The following is a 17174-nucleotide window of genomic DNA, read 5'->3' as shown; positions in this document are numbered from 1 at the left end:
GTTTGTCCGCATTCGCCTCCCAGTGGTTTCTCGACTTCACGGCGTCACGTGGCGGCGCCCGCCCCCGGGAATCCCTGGGGCGGGCGCCTTCGTGTGGTGCGGTGTCGGTCGGTGCCGTCGAGTCCCGTCAGTCCTCGGAGCCCGCGCTCGGCAGCTTCGTCTGGATCAGGTCCATCACCGACGAGTCCGTCAGCGTCGTGACGTCGCCCAGCTCCCTGTTCTCCGCGACGTCCCGCAGCAGCCGGCGCATGATCTTCCCGGAACGGGTCTTCGGCAGCTCCGCCACCGGCAGGATCCGCTTCGGCTTGGCGATCGGGCCGAGCGTGGCGCCCACGTGGTTGCGCAGGTCCGTGACGAGGCCGTCGTCCTCGCTCGCCGTGCCGCGCAGGATCACGAAGGCGACGATGGCCTGTCCGGTGGTCTCGTCCGCCGCGCCGACGACGGCCGCCTCGGCGACGGAGGGGTGCGATACGAGCGCCGACTCGACCTCGGTGGTGGAGATGTTGTGGCCCGACACGAGCATGACGTCGTCGACCCGGCCGAGCAGCCAGATGTCGCCGTCCTCGTCCTTCTTCGCGCCGTCACCGGCGAAGTACTTGCCCTCGAAGCGCGACCAGTACGTGTCGAGGAACCGCTGGTCGTCGCCCCAGATGGTGCGCAGCATCGACGGCCACGGCTCGGTCAGGACCAGATAGCCGCCGCCCCCGTTGGGAACCTCGTTGGCCTCGTCGTCGACGACGGTCGCCGAGATGCCGGGCAGCGGCCGCTGCGCGGAGCCCGGCTTGGTCTCCGTGACGCCCGGCAGCGGCGAGATCATCATCGCGCCGGTCTCGGTCTGCCACCAGGTGTCCACGATCGGGGTCTTGCCGCCGCCGATGTGCTCCCGGTACCAGACCCAGGCCTCCGGGTTGATCGGCTCGCCCACCGAACCGAGGACGCGCAGGCTCGACAGGTCGAACTTGGCGGGGATGTCGTCGCCCCACTTCATGAACGTACGGATCGCCGTCGGCGCCGTGTAGAGGATCGTGACGCCGTACTTCTGCACGATCTCCCAGAACCGGCCCTGGTGCGGGGTGTCCGGCGTGCCCTCGTACATGACCTGGGTCGCGCCGTTGGCCAGCGGTCCGTAGACGATGTACGAGTGGCCGGTCACCCAGCCGATGTCGGCGGTGCACCAGTAGACGTCCGTCTCCGGCTTGAGGTCGAAGACCGCGTGGTGCGTGTACGCCGCCTGGGTGAGGTAGCCGCCGGAGGTGTGCAGGATGCCCTTCGGCTTACCCGTCGTACCGGACGTGTAGAGGATGAAGAGCGGGTGCTCGGCGTTGAACGGCTCCGGGGTGTGCTCGGTGGACTGGCGGGCGACGATGTCGTCCCACCACACGTCCCGGCCCTCGTTGAAGGCGGTGTCCTGGCCCGTACGGCGGACGACCAGCACATGCTCCACCTGCGGACAGCGGGCCACGGCGTCGTCGATGGCGGGCTTGAGCGCGGACGGCTTGCCCCGGCGGAAGCCTCCGTCGGCCGTGATGACCAGCTTGGCGTCGGCGTCCTGGATGCGGGAGGCCACGGCGTCGGCGGAGAAGCCGCCGAAGACCACCGAGTGCGCGGCGCCGATCCGGGCGCAGGCGAGCATCGCGACGGCGGCCTCGGGGATCATCGGCAGATAGACGGCGACCCGGTCGCCCTTGCGGACGCCCAGCTCGGTCAGGGCGTTGGCGGCCTTGGAGACCTCGTCCTTGAGCTCGGCGTAGGTGATGGCGCGGCTGTCGCCGGGCTCGCCCTCGAAGTGGATGGCGACCCGGTCGCCGTGGCCGGCCTCCACATGGCGGTCGACGCAGTTGTAGGCGACGTTGAGCTCGCCGTCGGCGAACCACTTGGCGAACGGCGGGTTCGACCAGTCGAGGGTCTCGGTCGGCTCGGTGGCCCAGGTGAGCCGCTTGGCCTGCTCGGCCCAGAAGCCAAGCCTGTCCGCCGCGGCCTGCTCGTACGCCTCCGCGGTGACATTGGCGTTCGCTGCCAGCTCGGCCGGCGGGGCGAACCGCCGCTCTTCCTTCAAGAGGTTGGCCAGGCTTTCGTTGCTCACGACATCTCCCTTTCCCAGGGCGTCCTATGTGCCTATGTGTCCCAGGCCATAGCTCATCAGCCAGATGCCCGGGTGCACAAGGGCCTCCCGGAAATTGGTTTAGACCTATGTGGCCATCGGGGCGTGAGTGGCCCCTTCTCCCCGAGCGGTGGGAAGAAGGGGCCATACGCTCTCACGGACGGGACGTCGTGACGGTTCAGGCACGGGCCGCCTGGGCGCGGGTCAGGCGCTCGCCTTCTGGACGGTCGGGGTGACCCGGTCGAACCGGTCCTCCACCCGGTCGTCCGCGCCCGTGTCGGCCAGCAAGTACGCCTGTGCCTCGCCGACGTGGAAGTACATCCCGTGCAGCTGAAGCGTCCCCTCCGCCAGCCGGCGTGCCACGCACTCGTGCGCCCGCAGATGCTCCAGCTGCTGGACCACGTTGGTCAGACAGAGCTGCTCCACCGCGTCGGCCGGCAGCCGCCCTGAGATCCTGGCCCAGGGGTGCTGGGTGCTCGCCATCCGCCGCAGGCTGGGCAGTCCATGGCGAAGCCAGCGCCGCAGCGGGGTCTGCGGGGTGTCCGGGCCGTTGGTGAGCAAGGCCTGCATCGCCCCGCAGCCGGAGTGCCCGCAGACGGTGATCGAGTCGACCCGCAGCACCTCGATGGCGTACTCGATCGCCGCCGCGACCGAGTCGTCGGCGCTCTCCTCGCCCGGCAGCGGGACCAGATTGCCCACGTTCCGTACGGTGAACAGGTCGCCCGGTCCGCTGGACGTGATCATGCTGGTGACCAGCCGGGAATCGGAGCAGGTCAGGAAGAGCTGCGAGGGCCGCTGCCCTTCGCGCGCCAGCCGGGCGAGTTCGTCGCGCACGATGGGCGCCGTGTTGCGCTGGAACGAGCTCAGCCCGCTCGCCAGTTGATGCCCGTTCGCCGGGAGCGGCTCGACCGGGTGCTCCCCGCAGTGGTGGTTGCGCCAGGGGGTCCAGGGGCGGCAGCAGGTGTGCGTCTCGGACGCGGGCTCGGCGATCCGTCGTCCGGACCGGCCGGTGAACTCCACCGTGCCGCCATGCGCGACATGGGAGGTCTGCCAGTCGTGCAGCGCCTCGTGTGCGGCGTGGTCCATGAAGGAGCCGTCCAGCTCCACGGTGCAGTGGGTGCCGTGCGGCACATGGCTGAGCACCCGGCTCAGGCGGGGCACCGCCAGGAACGTCAACTGCCCGCGCACCCGCACACGATGACCGCTCTCGGTCTCCTCGTCCGTGATCCTGGTCTTGGACAGCCGGTGCAGGGCCACCCCGACGGAGACCGCGATCCCCACCGCGACCCCTTCGAGCACGCCGGTGAGGACGACCGCGGTCATCGTCACCACGTACACCAGTAGTTCGCGGTTCCGCCGGACGCTGCGCATGTGCGTGATGTTGACCATCTGGATGCCGACGACCATCACCAGGGCGGCGAGCGCGGCCAGCGGAATGAGGTCGAGGACCGGGACGAGCACCAGCGCGGCGAGGACCACCCACACACCGTGCAGGATCGTGGAGTTGCGGCTCACCGCGCCGGCCGCCACGTTCGCGGCGCTGCGGACGGCGACGCCCGTGACGGGCAGTCCGCCGAGCGCTCCGGAGACGGCGTTGGCGCAGCCCTGACCGGCCAGTTCGCGGTCGAGCCGGGCGCGGGGGATCCGTACGTCCGGAACCTTCCGGGCGGCCGCGAGCCTGTCCACGGCGACCGCGGAGAGCAGTGACTCGACGCTGGCGACCAGGGTGACGGTGAGGACGGCGGCGATCAGGCCGAGGACCGGTCCTTCCGGCATGCTCGGCAGGGCATGGCTGCGCCAGGACGGCAGGTCGACGCGCGGCAGGCTCAGCCCGGCGACGGCAGCCACGGTCGTCGCGGCGGCCACGGCGGCGAGTGCGGCCGGGACCTTGCGCACGGCCTTCCCCGTACGCCCCGGGATCCGCGGCCACAGCAGCAGCAACACGATGGTGAGGCCGCTGATCGACAGGGCCACCGGGTGGAGGTCGGCCAACTGGGCGGGCAGCCCCTGGACGTTGGCGATGGCGGAGCTCTGCGGGGTGCCGCCGAGGACGATGTGGAGCTGGGCGAGGGCGATGGTGACGCCGATGCCGGCCAGCATGCCGTGCACGATCGCCGGCGACACGGCGAGCGCGGAGCGGGCCACCCGCAGGGCGGCCAGGCCGAGCTGGGTGAGGCCGGCGAGGACGGTGATCGCGCAGGTGGTGCGCCAGCCGTACGTGTGGATGAGCTCGGCAGTGACCACGGTGAGGCCGGCAGCGGGGCCGCTGACCTGCAACGGAGCTCCGCCGAGCCGCCCCACGACGATCCCGCCGACCGCCGCGGCCACGAGCCCCGCCTGAAGCGGGGCTCCGGTGGCGAGTGCGATGCCGAGGGACAGCGGCAGCGCGATGAGGAAGACGGCGATGGAGGCGGACAGGTCGGCGCCGGCGATGCGGAAGCGACCTCCCCCGGTGGGCGGCGGACTGTGTGGCCGCTGGAACCCGGATCGAGGGGCAGTGCGAGTGATTCGTGAGAGGCGATTGGTGCGGGTGGGGACGCAGGTCATGTTTCCCGTCTCCTCCGGGCGGCGGGATACCGGGCCGGCGCAATCACGGCTCGGCGTATTTCAACTCTAGGTAAATGGATCGTAATGGAGAGTAAAGAGTCCGGCATGATTTTCGGGGCAAATGGTGCACCAGTTCACCCGATCCAGTGATTAATGCTTTTGTCTCCGCTTGTCGAGGCCTCACCCGCCCTGCTGCGGTGCGAGTTTGACGCCGCTCGCACTGGTGATTCGTCCGATGAACGAGAGAGGTGGGCGGATGTCAGCCGCCACGAAGAGGATCGCCCTGGGTGCCGTCGCCGTGGCGCTGGTCGCGGGGCTCGCCGGATGCTCGGCCTTCGGCAAGTCCGAGGAAGGAGCCAAGGAGGGCGCCCCGGGCGCCAAGAAGGAGCCCGTCGCGGCCCCGGAGGGCGCGGTACGCCTCATCGGCGACGGATCCACCGCCTTCACCGGGGCCCAGCCCCACCAGCCGGTCTGGCACAAGATGAAACCAGGTCAGAAACCCCCGCAGTTCGTGGTGTTCTCCTGGGACGGCGCCGGCGAGGACAGCCAGAAGCTCTTCTCCCACTTCCGCGAGGTCGGCAGGAAGTACAACGCGAAGATGACGTACTTCCTCAGCGGCATCTATCTGCTGCCGGAGGAGAAATCGAAGCTCTACCGCCCGCCCCAGCACGCCCCCGGCAGCTCCGAGATCGGCTTCAACGACACCGAGGGGATCCGCGCCACGGTCCGCGAACTACGCGCCGCCTGGCAGGAGGGCAACGAGATCGGCACCCACTTCAACGGCCACTTCTGCGGCAAGGAGGCGGGCGTCGGCAACTGGTCCGTCGAGGACTGGAAGAGCGAGGTCACCCAGGCCAAATCGTTTGTGAAGAACTGGAAGACCAATTCCGGGCTGACCGGCGAGGAGCCGCTCCCCTTCGACTACGACAAGGAACTCGTCGGCGCCCGCACCCCCTGCCTGGAGGGCCGCGAGAACTTCGTCCGCGCAGCGAGCCAACTGGGCTTCCGTTACGACACCAGCGGCATCAACAGCCAGATCTGGCCCGAGAAGGAACACGGCCTGTGGGACCTGTCGCTCCAGCTGGTGCCCATCCCGGGCCGGGGCTTCGAGACGCTCTCCATGGACTACAACTTCGCCGTGAACCAGTCCGGGAAGATGCACGGCGACCCCGCCAAGCATCAGTACTGGGGCAACCAGATGCGTGACGGTCTCGTGCAGGCCTTCGAGCGCTCGTACCACGGCAACCGCGCCCCGCTGATCATCGGCAACCACTTCGAGTCCTGGAACGGCGGCACGTACATGCGCGCCATCGAGGAGACGATCGCCAAGGTCTGCGTCCAGAAGGACGTGCACTGCGTGTCCTTCCGGCAGCTGGCCGACTGGCTGGACGCCCAGGACCCCGCGGTCGTCGCCAAACTGCGCACCCTCAAGGTCGGCCAGGCGCCCGCCGGAGGCTGGGAGACCTTCATGGCCGCCCAGCCCGCGGTGGCGTCGCCGGCTGCCTCCGCCCCCGCGGCCAAGCCGGCCGAGAGCTAGACCGGCTGGGGCGTGCCGAGGCTCTCGCCGAGCGTGAAGGACGGGTCGACCTGGGCGGCCAGGTCGGCCCCCGTCTTCGCGTTCCCCCAGCTCTCCGCGTTCTTCAGGTGGAAATGGACCATCTGGCGCGTGTAGCGCTCCCAGTCGCGGTGCTCGTACGAACCCTCCGCCGCGCGCTGGAGGCTCCGCAGCGCCAGCCGGTTCTCCATCTCCAGCCGCTCGAACCGCTGCGGCCGGCCCTTCTCCATGGCCCGCACCCAGTCCGAGTGGCCCACGGTCACCAGCAGGTCGTCCCCGACCTCGTCACGCAGGAAATCCACGTCCTCCGGGCCCTGCACCTTGTTGCCGACCACCCTGAGGGCGACCCCGAAGTCCCGCGCGTACTCCTTGTACTGGCGGTAGACCGACACCCCCTTGCGGGTCGGCTCGGCCACCAGGAACGTCATGTCGAAGCGGGTGAACATCCCGGAGGCGAACGAGTCCGATCCGGCCGTCATGTCGACGACCACATACTCGTCCGGCCCGTCGACCAGATGGTTCAGACAGAGCTCCACCGCTCCGACCTTCGAGTGGTAGCAGGCGACCCCGAGATCCGCCTCGGTGAACGGCCCGGTCGCCATCAGCCTCACCCCGCCCCCGTCGAGCGGTACGGAACGGGCGCACGCGTCGTACACCGGGTTGTCCTCGACCACGCGCAACAGTCGTGAACCCTCTCCGGGCGGCGTCGTCTTGATCATCGTCTCCGCGGACGCGATCCGTGGATTGGTCCCTCGCAAATATTCCTTGATCAGCGGCAGATGTGCGCCCATCGCGGGCAGCGCGGCGGCCTGCGACTCATCGAGGCCGAGGGCCACTCCCAGATGCTGGTTGATGTCGGCGTCCACCGCGATGACATGGGCTTGGCCGGCTGCGAGGTGACGGATGAAGAGCGAGGACAGCGTGGTCTTCCCGCTGCCGCCCTTCCCTACGAAAGCGATCTTCATGTTCACCTAGGGTAGTGGGATGATCGCCCCGAGTGGTCAAGTGCGTGAAGAAGACCACTCCAAGGTGGGGCGCCGCGCCAAGGCGCGTAGCCTCCCTACTTATGAGTACGCACGCCTCTGACCCCTTGGCCGCCCTCGGCTCCCTGCCGGGCGTCGCCGACTCGGTGGACTCCGTACGCAAGGCCGTCGACCGGGTCTACGGGCACCGCGTGATGCGGCGCCGCAGCAACGAGATCACCTCTGAGGCGGCGCTGCGCGGCGCGCGCGGCTCGGCGGCCCTCGCCGGCGCCGACTGGGCCCTGGAGGAGGTGCGCCGGCGCACCGACTTCGGTGGTGACCCCGAGGCGCGCATCGTCGGCGCCGCGCTCCGGCTCGGCGCGGAGGCCGGTCAGCTGCTCTCGATCTGGCGGCAGTCGCCGCTGCGGGTGCTGGCCCGGCTGCATCTGGTCGCGGCCGGTGCGCCGGACGAGACGACCGGGCGGCCGCGGCAGGACGGCGAGCCGGTCGACGAGCCGCTGATCGAAGCACCCCTCCCGGACGCGGCCGAGGTCGCCGGCCGCCTCGACGGCCTGGCCCAGCTGATCATCGCCGGCGGATCGGCCCCCGCGCTGGTGACCGCCGCCGTCGTCCATGGCGAACTCCTCGCGCTGCGGCCGTTCACTTCGTGCAACGGCCTGGTCGCGCGGGCCGCCGAGCGGATCGTGCTGGTCGGCAGCGGTCTGGACCCGAAGTCGATCTGCCCGGCCGAGGTCGGCCACGCCGAGCAGGGGCAGGCGGCCTATGTCGCGGCCTTCGAGGGGTACCGGTCGGGGACGCCCGAGGGCATGGCCGCCTGGATCGCGCACTGCGGCCGCGCGGTGGAGCTCGGGGTCAGGGAGTCGACCGCGGTCTGCGAGGCGCTGCAGCGCGGCGCTGCCTGAGGCTGCCGGTGGGGGTGTCGGGTGCGCCCTGAAGGGCCCCTGAACAGGGTTGCGGCGGTACCAAAGTCTGGTACCGCCGCTGGCATGTCCGCCCAGTTACCATGCGTCCTCGATATGTGCCCATCAAGCGGAGTCTTTGCTCATCGCCTGGTGCGGCTGGCCCGTAATCGACGGGTCGACGTCGCGTGGGTGCTCGGCTTTCATGCTTAGGTCCGTGGGGCCTTCTTGCTCAACAGGTGATCCTCTCGGATGTCCTAGGTCTCGCGGGCCTTAACTCCTTTCTACTCCTGTCACGGGGCAAGCGGAACCCCTGACTCATGCCTCTTTACTTTTCGGTGCAAATGCGGGCGGAACGGTTGAGGGGTGGATCAGCTGGCAGCGGCATGCCGTCGGCGGTTGGCGTACCAGACCAGCCCGGCGGTGGCGGCCGCCGCTCCCACGGCCGCCGCGGCGACCAGCGCGGGGCGGGGCGGCATCTTGAACTCGGGCAGGCGCTGCTTGAGCCGGACGGGGCGGTTGAAGACGAGAATCGGCCAATCGCGGGCGGTCGCCACCCGGCGCAGGGCCCTGTCTGGATTGACCGCGTACGGATGGCCGACGGCCTCGAGCATCGGGATGTCCGTGGCCGAGTCGCTGTAGGCGTAGCAGCGGGCCAGGTCGTAGCCCTCCGACTCGGCGAGCTCCCGGACCGCTGCGGCTTTCGTCGGGCCGTAGGCGTAGTACTCCACCTCCCCGGTGAAGCAGCCGTCCTCGCCGACCACCATCCGGGTGGCGACCACCCGGTCGGCGCCCAGCATCTCGCCGATGGGCTCGACGACCTCGGCGCCGGAGGTGGAGACGATCACGACGTCGCGGCCGGCGGCGTGGTGCTCCTCGATGAGGGATGCCGCCTCGTCGTAGATGATGGGATCGATGAGATCGTGCAGGGTCTCGGCGACGAGTTCCTTGACCTGCTGTACGTTCCAGCCTTTGCAGAGCGCGGAGAGGTACTCCCTCATCCGCTCCATCTGATCGTGGTCGGCACCGCCCACGAGGAAGACGAACTGGATGTAGGCCGTCCGCAGGACAGCACGGCGGTTGATCAGCCCGCCTTGGTAGAAGGACTTGCTGAAGGTCAGCGTCGACGACTTCGCAATGACCGTCTTGTCCAGGTCAAAGAAGGCGGCTGTGCGCGGCAACGAGTGGTTTTCCACGAGCCCGAGCATAGGTGCCCGCCATTCGGCGTACGCTGGGGCGCGTGGGTTTGCCTGAGAGGGCTCTCGGGTACACCATGGAAGTCACGGATCGTTCGCGACCGTGCTAACCCGGACCGGCTCCTCCCCCCCCGAGTCGGCCGGAGAGACGACCCCCGCTCTCCCCCCCGGCGGGGGTCGTCGCATGTCCGGACGCGTTTTCGCCTCTCGCGTCGGCTCGAAAACACCCTCTGACGCCCGCATCGTCCTCCCCCTTCGCCGGCTCTGATTCGTCACTCAGCGTATCGGCTGCGCTGCTCTCCGGAAGTCACCGGTATGGGCGATGAAGTTATTCACAACTGGCGAGTTGTCCACAGTTTTCGAGCAAGATCCACACGATTTTCCGGATCGCTGCACGGTGATTCCCGCCGCGAAGTTCGCGGACCGCAGGAATCACCGATCTCACGGCGTGGACCGACGGCGTGGAGATCGCCCGCGGATCGTATGGATAGGGGGAGCGGGACATGACCGGATTCATGAGTTCCGATCGACCGCAGGCCGCCGAGGGGCGGCGCGCCGGACCGCTGATCGTCACCGAGGACGTCGCGCTGCTGGACGACCTGCTGCGGCTGTGCGCCGCCGCGGGGGCCGAGCCCGAGGTGCGGCACGAGGTACTCCAGCACCGGGCGAGCTGGGACGACGCGCCACTCGTCCTGGTCGGCGACGACGCGGCGGACCGCTGCCGGGGCGCGGCACGCCGGGACGGCGTGCTGCTGGTGGGCCGTGACCAGGACGACCCAGGTGTGTGGCGGCGGGCCGTCGAGATCGGCGCCGACTGTGTGCTGCGGCTGCCGGACGCCGAGAGCTGGCTGGTGGACCGTATCGCCGACACCGTCGAAGGCGTCGGCAGCCAGGCGATGACCGTCGGGGTGATCGGCGGTCGTGGCGGCGCCGGGGCGTCCACGCTGGCCTGCGCGCTGGCGCTGGCCGCGGCACGCGGGGGCCGGCGCACCATGCTGGTCGACGGGGACCCGCTCGGCGGAGGGCTCGACGTGGTCCTCGGCGGCGAGCACTCCGAGGGCCGCCGATGGCCGGATTTCGCCGCCTCCAAGGGACGGGTCGCGGGCGGCGCCCTGGAGGAGTCGCTGCCCGCCCTGCATGGGCTGCGGGTGCTCAGCTGGGACCGGGGCGACTCGGTGGTCGTCCCGCCCGAGGCCATGCGGTCCGTGCTCGCCGCAGCCCGCAGGCGCGGGGGCGTGGTCGTCGTGGATCTGCCCCGCCGGGTCGACGAGGGGGTGGCGGAGGCGCTGGCGCAGCTGGACATGGGGCTGCTGGTGGTCCCGGGTGAGCTGAGGGCGGTGGCGGCGGCGAACCGGGTCGCCTCCATGGCCGGCATGGTCCTGCGCGATCTGCGCGTGGTGGCGCGCGGTCCGTACGCGGCGGGACTGGACGAGCAGTGGGTCGCCGGGACTCTGGGGCTGCCGCTCGCCGGGGAACTCCCCGTCGAGCCCTTCCTTCTGGCCTCCCAGGACGCGGGCACGCCGCCGGGGTCCGTCCCCGGGCCGCTGGCCCGCTTCTGCACGGCGTTCTGGGACCGGGCCCTGGCCGCGGACGGTGTCTCATGACGACGAGTCCGACGGCCGGCGCGCAGCTTCTCGACGCCGTCCGGCAGCGGCTCGCGGAGAGCGGGGCCGAACCCACCCCCGCACGCGTGGCGGCCGCACTGCGCGCGCAGGGGAGGCTTCTGGGCGACGCGGAAGTGCTGGGGGTGGCCGAACGGCTGCGGTCCGAGCTCGTCGGCACGGGCCCCCTGGAGCCGCTGCTGGCGGATCCCTCGGTGACCGACGTACTGGTGTCCGCGCCCGACCAGGTCTGGGTTGACCGAGGCGCGGGCCTCGAACCGACCGGGGTCTCCTTCTCGGACGGCGCGGCCGTGCGCAGACTCGCCCAGCGCCTGGCCTCCGTGGCGGGGCGGCGGCTCGACGACGCGCACCCGTGGGTGGACGCGCGGCTCCCGGACGGGACACGGATGCATGCCGTCCTGCCGCCGGTGGCGGTCGGTTCGACCTGCCTGTCCCTGCGGGTCGTGCGGGCGAAGGCCTTCTCGCTCGACGAGCTGATGGCGGCGGGCACGATCCCACCGGGCGGGGACCGGGTGCTGAGGGCGATGGTGGAGCGCAGGGTCGCGTACCTGATCAGCGGTGGGACCGGCTCCGGGAAGACGACCCTGCTGTCCGCACTCCTGGGACTGGTGGGGAAACGGGAGCGGATCGTACTGGCCGAGGACTCAGCGGAGTTGAAGCCGGACCACCCCCATGTGGTGCGCCTGGAGACGCGGCCGGCGAATCAGGAGGGCGCCGGGCAGGTGACCCTTCGCGATCTGGTGCGGCAGGCGCTGCGGATGCGGCCCGACCGGCTCGTCGTCGGCGAGGTACGAGGGAGCGAAGTGACCGACCTCCTGGCCGCATTGAACACCGGACACGGGGGCTGCGGGACGGTGCACGCCAACACGGCGGCGGACGTGCCGGCCCGTCTCGAGGCGCTGGGAACGGCCGCGGGCCTGGACCGGGCCGCGCTCCACAGCCAGGTGGCCGCCGGTCTCTCGGCGGTGCTGCATCTCGTACGCGACCGGGAAGGGCGGCGGCGGATCACCGAGGTGCACGTCCTGGAGCGCGACCCGCGAGGGCTGGTGGTGACCGTACCGGCGCTGCGCTGGGCCGCGGACGGATTCGTCCAGGAGCGCGGCTGGCCGTGGTTGCGGTCGCTGATCGGGGGTGCCCAGTGGTGACGGCGTACTGGGCCTTCGCGGCCGCCCTGTGCGCCGGGGCCGCGGGCTGGCTTGCCGTGGGACACGAACGGAGCCTGCGGCGGGCACGGTTGATGCTCGCGGGAGGGGGAGCGGTGGAGGCACCGGCTCCCTGGCCCTGGGAGCGCTGGTGGCCCGAGATCCGCAGGCGGCCGGAGTGGCTCTGTCCGGTGCTCGGGGTGGCGCTGGCCGTCCTCGGGGAGGCGGTGCTGCCGTTGATCGCCGGACTGGTGGCGGTGCCGCTGGCCGGACGGAAGCGGCGGGCCAGGGAACGTCGGAGGGCCGGGGAGGCGCGAGCCGACGGTGTCATCGCCCTGTGCGGCGCGGTCGCGGGGGAACTGCGGGCGGGTCTGCAGCCGGGGCAGGCGCTGCTTCTCGGAGCCCGGGCCGCGGGCGGGCTCGGCGGCGCTGAGGCCGGGGTGCTGGCGGCGGCGCGGTTCGGCGGTGACGTACCGGCCGCTCTGCGGCAGGCGGCGCGGGAGGACGGCGCGGACGGGCTGGCCGGGATGGCCGCCTGCTGGCAGGTGGCGGTGGACGGCGGCGCCGGCCTCGCCGCGGGACTCGACCGGCTCGACGCTGTGCTTCGGGAGCGCCGGGATCAACGGGAGCGGCTGCGGTCCCAACTGGCCGGAGCCTGGGCGACGGTGGCGGTCCTCGCGCTGCTCCCGGCGGTGGGGCTCGTGCTGGGCGCGGCCATGGGGGCCGAGCCGCTGCGGGTGCTGTTCCACACGCCGGCCGGCCTCGCGTGCCTGACCGCGGGAGCCCTGCTGGAGGCGGCCGGGATCGCCTGGGCCGCGCGGATCGTACGGGCGGGGGAGAAGCCATGACCGGCGAGATGCTCCACCGGCTGGAGATCGGATGCGCCGTGCTGGCAGGGCTGCTCTGGGCCTTCTTCTCGGCGAGCCGCCGGCGGGATGAGCGGCGTGCCCGGGCCAGGATCGCGGCCCTTCTGGCGGCGGAGCGGGTACGGCCGCCGCGCAACTGGGCCATGTACGGAGCCTGGGCGCGGCGTTGGGGCGTGCCTCTTGGAGCGCTGCTCGCCTGTTACGTACTGGTGGGCGGGGTGATTGGCGCCCTGGTCGGCCTGATCGCGGGTGGCGGGGCGCGGTACTGGCAGCGGCGCCGACCAGCGGCCCCTGCGGGCGTTGGCGAGCGGGATCAGTTGCCCTTGGCGGCCGACCTGTTGGCGGCATGCGTCACGGCCGGCGCCGGGCCGCGGGAGGCGGCCGAGGCGGTTGGGGAATCCCTGGGCGGGCCGGTGGGGGAACGGCTGGCGCATACGGCGGCCGAGCTGCGTCTCGGTGGTGAACCGGCCGAGGTGTGGCGGAGGTTCGGCGGCATACCAGGCGCGGAGAGCCTGGCCCGCTGTCTGGAGCGGGCCGGTTCCTCGGGGGCGCCGGCCGCCGAACCGGTGGCACGGATCGCGGCTGAACTCCGGGCGGCACACGCGCGTGAGGCGGCGACCCGGGCCCAGCGGGCGCAGGTGCTGATCACGGCGCCGGTGGGGCTGTGTTTCCTGCCCGCGTTCCTCGCGATCGGGGTGGCGCCGGGGGTGATCGGCCTCGCGGACGGGCTGATGCGCGGATGACGGAACACGTCGAAGACGAACGGAACATGAGGGGGTTGGCATGAGGAAGCTGCTGAGGGATCGGATCAAGCGGCTCAGGAATCAGCTCGGTGAGCGCCTGGGGCGTCGCATGGGCTCCGACGCGGGAATGACGACTGCGGAGTACGCGATGGGGACGATCGCGGCCTGTGCCTTCGCGGCCCTGCTCTACAAGATCATCAACAGCGGCGCGGTCTCCGGTGCGCTGGAATCGGTGATCGGAAAGGCGCTCGATGTCCCGTTCTGACGCGGGCACGGACGCCGGAGTGAGGTGCGCGGAGTGGTCCGGAGCGAAATCGGGCGCGAGGTCCGGAGCGGGTCGCGGCCGCGATCGCGGCTCGGTGACCGCGGAGGCGGCCGTGGTGATCCCGGCGCTGGTGGTGTTCACGACGGCGCTGCTCTGGGGGCTCAGCTCGGTCGCCGCGTACATCCAGTGCGTGGACGCGGCGCGGGCCGGCGCACGGGCCGTGGCCCGCTCGGAGCCCCCCGAAGCCGCGGCCGCCGTCGCCCGGACGGCCGCACCGGGCGGGGCGAATGTCTCCGTCGGCCGGTCGGGTGATCTGTGGCGGGTCTTGGTGGAGGCACCGGCCGCCGGCCCCGGCGGTCTCGGGCTGACCCTGCGGGCCGAGGCGAGCGCGCTCGCCGAGGACACCGTCGGCCAGGACCCCGCCGGGCCCCCGGCGTCGGGGCAGGGCTCGTGAAGCCCAGGGAGCGAGGATCGGCGACGGTGTGGACGGTCGTCGCGGTGGGCGCCCTGTGCGCGGTGTTCGCCGTCGTGCTGGCCCTGGGGCAGGCGGTCGCGGCCCGACACCGGGCCGGGTCGGCGGCCGACCTGGCGGCGCTGGCGGCCGCCGACCGGGCCCTGTGGGGCCAGGAATCGGCCTGTACGGCCGCCTCACGCGTCGCCAGGGCTCAAGGGGCCCAGGTGGTCCGCTGCGCTCTGCGCGGCGATGTGGCGGATGTGACGGCCCGCGTCCGCCTCGGCCCGTACGCCCCGCAGGTCAGGGCGCGGGCGGGCCCTCCGGGGCCGGGTCCGGGGCCTCCCGCAGCAGTTCCGTGAGGAGCCGCACGGCGCCCCGCTTGTGCAGCGGGTCGTTGCCGTTGCCGCACTTGGGAGACTGGATGCAGGAGGGGCAGCCCGCCTCGCACTCGCAGGACGCGATGGCCTCACGGGTGGCGGTGAGCCAGGCGCGGGCGGTGTGGAAGGCCCTCTCGGCGAAGCCGGCGCCGCCCGGGTGGCCGTCGTAGACGAAGACCGTCGGCAGCAGGGTGTCCGGGTGCAGCGGGACGGAGACGCCGCCGATGTCCCAGCGGTCGCAGGTGGCGAAGAGCGGCAGCATGCCGATCGAGGCGTGCTCGGCGGCGTGCAGCGCCCCGCCGAGCTGCTCCGGGTTCACCCGGGCGGCATCCAGCTGGTCCTCGGTGACCGTCCACCACACGGCCCGGGTGCGCAGAGTGCGCGGCGGGAGGTCGAGTTTGGTCTCGCCGAGCACCTCGCCGGTGATCAGACGGCGGCGGAGGAAGGAGACGACCTGGTTGGTGACCTCGACGGAGCCGTAGCAGAGCCGCCCGGCGCCCCAGGGGATCTCGGTGTCGGTCTCCAGGACGGAGATGGAGGTGCTGTCGCGGGCGGTGGTGGAGTACGGCGGGCTGGCCTCCTCGACGAGGGCGACGGAGTCCTTCAGGTCGAGGTGCTTCACGAGGTACGTACGGCCCTGGTGGAGGTGGACGGCGCCGTCGTGGACGGCGGCGTGCGAGGCGGCCTCGTCGACCGTGCCCAGCAGCCGGCCGGTGCCCGCTTCGACGATCTGGACCGGTGAGCCGCCCCCGCCGCGGATGTCGGTGAGGTCGGCGGCCCGCTCGCGGCGGGTCCAGTACCAGCCGGCCGCGCGTCGGCGCAGCAGCCCGGCCGACTCCAGCTGCGGCAGCAGCTCGGGCACGGCGGGCCCGAACAGATCCAGGTCCGCCTCGGTGAGCGGGAGCTCGGAGGCGGCCGCGCAGAGATGGGGAGCGAGGACGTAGGGGTTGTCGGGGTCCAGGACGGTCGATTCGACCGGCTGGTCGAAGAGCGCCTCGGGGTGGTGGACGAGAAAGGTGTCCAGCGGGTCGTCGCGGGCGATCAGGACGGCCAGGGCGCCCTGGCCGGAACGGCCGGCCCGGCCGGCCTGCTGCCAGAGCGAGGCCCGGGTTCCGGGATAGCCGGCGATGAGGACGGCGTCGAGGCCGGAGACGTCGACGCCGAGCTCCAAGGCGGTGGTCGCGGCCAGCCCGAGGAGCTCCCCCGAGTGCAGGGCGCGCTCCAGGGCCCGGCGCTCCTCGGGGAGATAGCCGCCCCGGTAGGCGGCCACGCGGCGGGACAGTGAGCGGTCCACCTCGGCCAGCCGCTCCTGGGCGATGACGGAGATGAGCTCGGCGCCGCGGCGGGAGCGTACGAAAGCGACCGTACGCACGCCCTGGACCGTCAGGTCGGTGAGCAGGTCGGCGGTCTCGGCGGTGGCCGTGCGGCGCACCGGGGCGCCCTGCTCGCCGTGCAGCTCGGTGAGCGGTGGCTCCCACAGGGCGAAGACCAGTTCACCGCGGGGTGAGGCGTCGTCGGCCACCTCGCGTACCGGCAGGCCGGTGAGACGGGTCGCGGCCACGGCGGGCTGGGCGGAGGTTGCCGAGGCCAGCAGGAAGACCGGGTTCGCGCCGTAGCGGGCGCAGACACGCCGGAGCCGGCGCAGCACCTGGGCGACATGGGAGCCGAACACGCCGCGGTAGGTGTGGCACTCGTCGATGACGACATAGCGCAGGGCCCGCAGGAAGGAGGACCAGCGGGGGTGGGACGGGAGTATGCCCCGGTGGAGCATGTCGGGGTTGGTCAGTACGTAGTTCGCGTACTGCCGGACCCACTCTCGCTCCTCGACCGGCGTGTCGCCGTCGTAGACGGCGGGGCGGACGCGGTTGCCGAGCGGGGCGGCCAGTTCACGCACGGCGCGGCGCTGGTCGGCGGCGAGGGCCTTGGTGGGGGCGAGGTAGAGCGCCGTGGCGCCCCGGCCGTTGGGGGCCTCGGAGCCGTCCAGGAGGGTGCTCAGGACCGGTGCCAGATAGGCCAGGGACTTGCCGGAGGCGGTGCCCGTGGCGATCACCACGGACTCGCCGTCCAGGGCGTGCTCGGCGGCCTGTGCCTGGTGGGCCCAGGGGTGGTCGATGCCGGCCGTCTGAATGGCGTTGATCACTTCGGCGCGGATCCGGTCGGGCCAGACGGCATGACGACCCGGTCTTGGGGGCAAGTGCTCCGTATGAGTGACGCGTGCAGCACGGCTCTGCCCCGCGGTGAGCCGGTCGAGGACCGTACCGGGGGAAGGCTGTGTTTGCCCGCTCGCGTTCGGTCGTCCGGGGCGCTGATTCCTGGCCATCGGCACCGAGTGTGTCACCGGCGTGACGGACAATGCTTCCAAGGCGTCGTGCATGGCTGCTGGTAAGTGATTGAATGCCATCGCGGCTGGCGATCCGTCCCCTG

Annotated in this window: 14 protein-coding genes; 9 read left to right on the top strand and 5 right to left on the bottom strand. The window is 71.7% G+C overall.

Going from position 1 to position 17174, the window contains the following annotated elements:
* Nucleotides 1–127: 127 nt before the first annotated feature.
* Entirely contained in the window at nt 128–2083 is a 1956-nt protein-coding gene (gene acs, locus IEZ01_RS17350; RefSeq protein ID WP_189202486.1) for an acetate--CoA ligase, read from the bottom strand.
* A gap of 222 nt (nt 2084–2305) precedes the next feature.
* Nucleotides 2306–4648 (bottom strand): SulP family inorganic anion transporter, encoded by a 2343-nt coding sequence (locus IEZ01_RS17345; protein ID WP_189202484.1) that lies wholly within the window; start codon nt 4646–4648, stop codon nt 2306–2308.
* 256 nt (nt 4649–4904) lie between these two features.
* On the opposite strand from IEZ01_RS17345, the gene IEZ01_RS17340 reads away from it, so the two are divergent.
* Complete coding sequence (locus IEZ01_RS17340; protein ID WP_019888287.1) at nt 4905–6185, top strand: polysaccharide deacetylase family protein; 1281 nt, start codon at nt 4905–4907, stop codon at nt 6183–6185.
* Here IEZ01_RS17340 and IEZ01_RS17335 read toward each other — a convergent pair.
* A complete protein-coding gene (locus tag IEZ01_RS17335; RefSeq protein WP_019888288.1) occupies nt 6182–7168 on the bottom strand; it encodes an ATP-binding protein in 987 nt (328 codons plus the stop codon). The genes IEZ01_RS17340 and IEZ01_RS17335 overlap by 4 nt on opposite strands.
* Nucleotides 7169–7269: 101 nt before the next feature.
* Between IEZ01_RS17335 and IEZ01_RS17330 the strand changes: the two genes are divergently transcribed.
* Nucleotides 7270–8088 (top strand): Fic family protein, encoded by an 819-nt coding sequence (locus tag IEZ01_RS17330; protein ID WP_028797793.1) that lies wholly within the window; start codon nt 7270–7272, stop codon nt 8086–8088.
* A gap of 368 nt (nt 8089–8456) precedes the next feature.
* On the opposite strand, the gene IEZ01_RS17325 is transcribed toward IEZ01_RS17330, so the two are convergent.
* Nucleotides 8457–9293: an HAD family hydrolase gene (locus IEZ01_RS17325; RefSeq protein WP_189202481.1), complete on the bottom strand. Its 837-nt coding sequence runs from the start codon at nt 9291–9293 to the stop codon at nt 8457–8459.
* 491 nt (nt 9294–9784) lie between these two features.
* On the opposite strand from IEZ01_RS17325, the gene ssd reads away from it, so the two are divergent.
* The 7 genes from ssd (at nt 9785) to IEZ01_RS17290 (ending at nt 14732) form a co-directional block, all read left to right on the top strand.
* On the top strand, nt 9785–10885 hold the full coding sequence (gene ssd / locus IEZ01_RS17320; protein ID WP_189202479.1) for a septum site-determining protein Ssd: 1101 nt from the start codon (nt 9785–9787) through the stop codon (nt 10883–10885).
* Complete coding sequence (locus IEZ01_RS17315; RefSeq protein WP_019888292.1) at nt 10882–12048, top strand: TadA family conjugal transfer-associated ATPase; 1167 nt, start codon at nt 10882–10884, stop codon at nt 12046–12048. Before ssd ends, IEZ01_RS17315 begins: the two co-directional genes overlap by 4 nt.
* Nucleotides 12042–12893: a type II secretion system F family protein gene (locus IEZ01_RS17310; RefSeq protein WP_019888293.1), complete on the top strand. Its 852-nt coding sequence runs from the start codon at nt 12042–12044 to the stop codon at nt 12891–12893. The genes IEZ01_RS17315 and IEZ01_RS17310 overlap by 7 nt, the downstream gene beginning before the upstream one ends.
* Nucleotides 12890–13654: a type II secretion system F family protein gene (locus IEZ01_RS17305; RefSeq protein ID WP_189202478.1), complete on the top strand. Its 765-nt coding sequence runs from the start codon at nt 12890–12892 to the stop codon at nt 13652–13654. The genes IEZ01_RS17310 and IEZ01_RS17305 overlap by 4 nt, the downstream gene beginning before the upstream one ends.
* A 40-nt stretch (nt 13655–13694) precedes the next feature.
* Nucleotides 13695–13919 (top strand): DUF4244 domain-containing protein, encoded by a 225-nt coding sequence (locus IEZ01_RS17300; protein ID WP_019888295.1) that lies wholly within the window; start codon nt 13695–13697, stop codon nt 13917–13919.
* Between the two features lie 94 nt (nt 13920–14013).
* On the top strand, nt 14014–14373 hold the full coding sequence (locus IEZ01_RS17295; protein WP_019888296.1) for a TadE family type IV pilus minor pilin: 360 nt from the start codon (nt 14014–14016) through the stop codon (nt 14371–14373).
* 26 nt (nt 14374–14399) lie between these two features.
* A complete protein-coding gene (locus IEZ01_RS17290) occupies nt 14400–14732 on the top strand; it encodes an Rv3654c family TadE-like protein (protein ID WP_019888297.1) in 333 nt (110 codons plus the stop codon).
* Here IEZ01_RS17290 and sftH read toward each other — a convergent pair.
* Nucleotides 14674–17151, bottom strand: a complete 2478-nt coding sequence (gene sftH, locus IEZ01_RS17285; RefSeq protein ID WP_189202476.1) for a DEAD/DEAH box helicase — start codon at nt 17149–17151, stop codon at nt 14674–14676. The two genes, IEZ01_RS17290 and sftH, sit on opposite strands and share 59 nt — an antisense overlap.
* Between the last annotated feature and the right edge of the window lie 23 nt (nt 17152–17174).

Origin of the sequence: Streptomyces purpureus, assembly GCF_014648195.1 — a bacterium.
Classification (GTDB): Bacteria; Actinomycetota; Actinomycetes; order Streptomycetales; family Streptomycetaceae; genus Streptomyces; species Streptomyces purpureus.
Note: the sequence above shows the minus strand (reverse complement) of the source record. Positions and strands in the feature narration are given on the sequence as shown.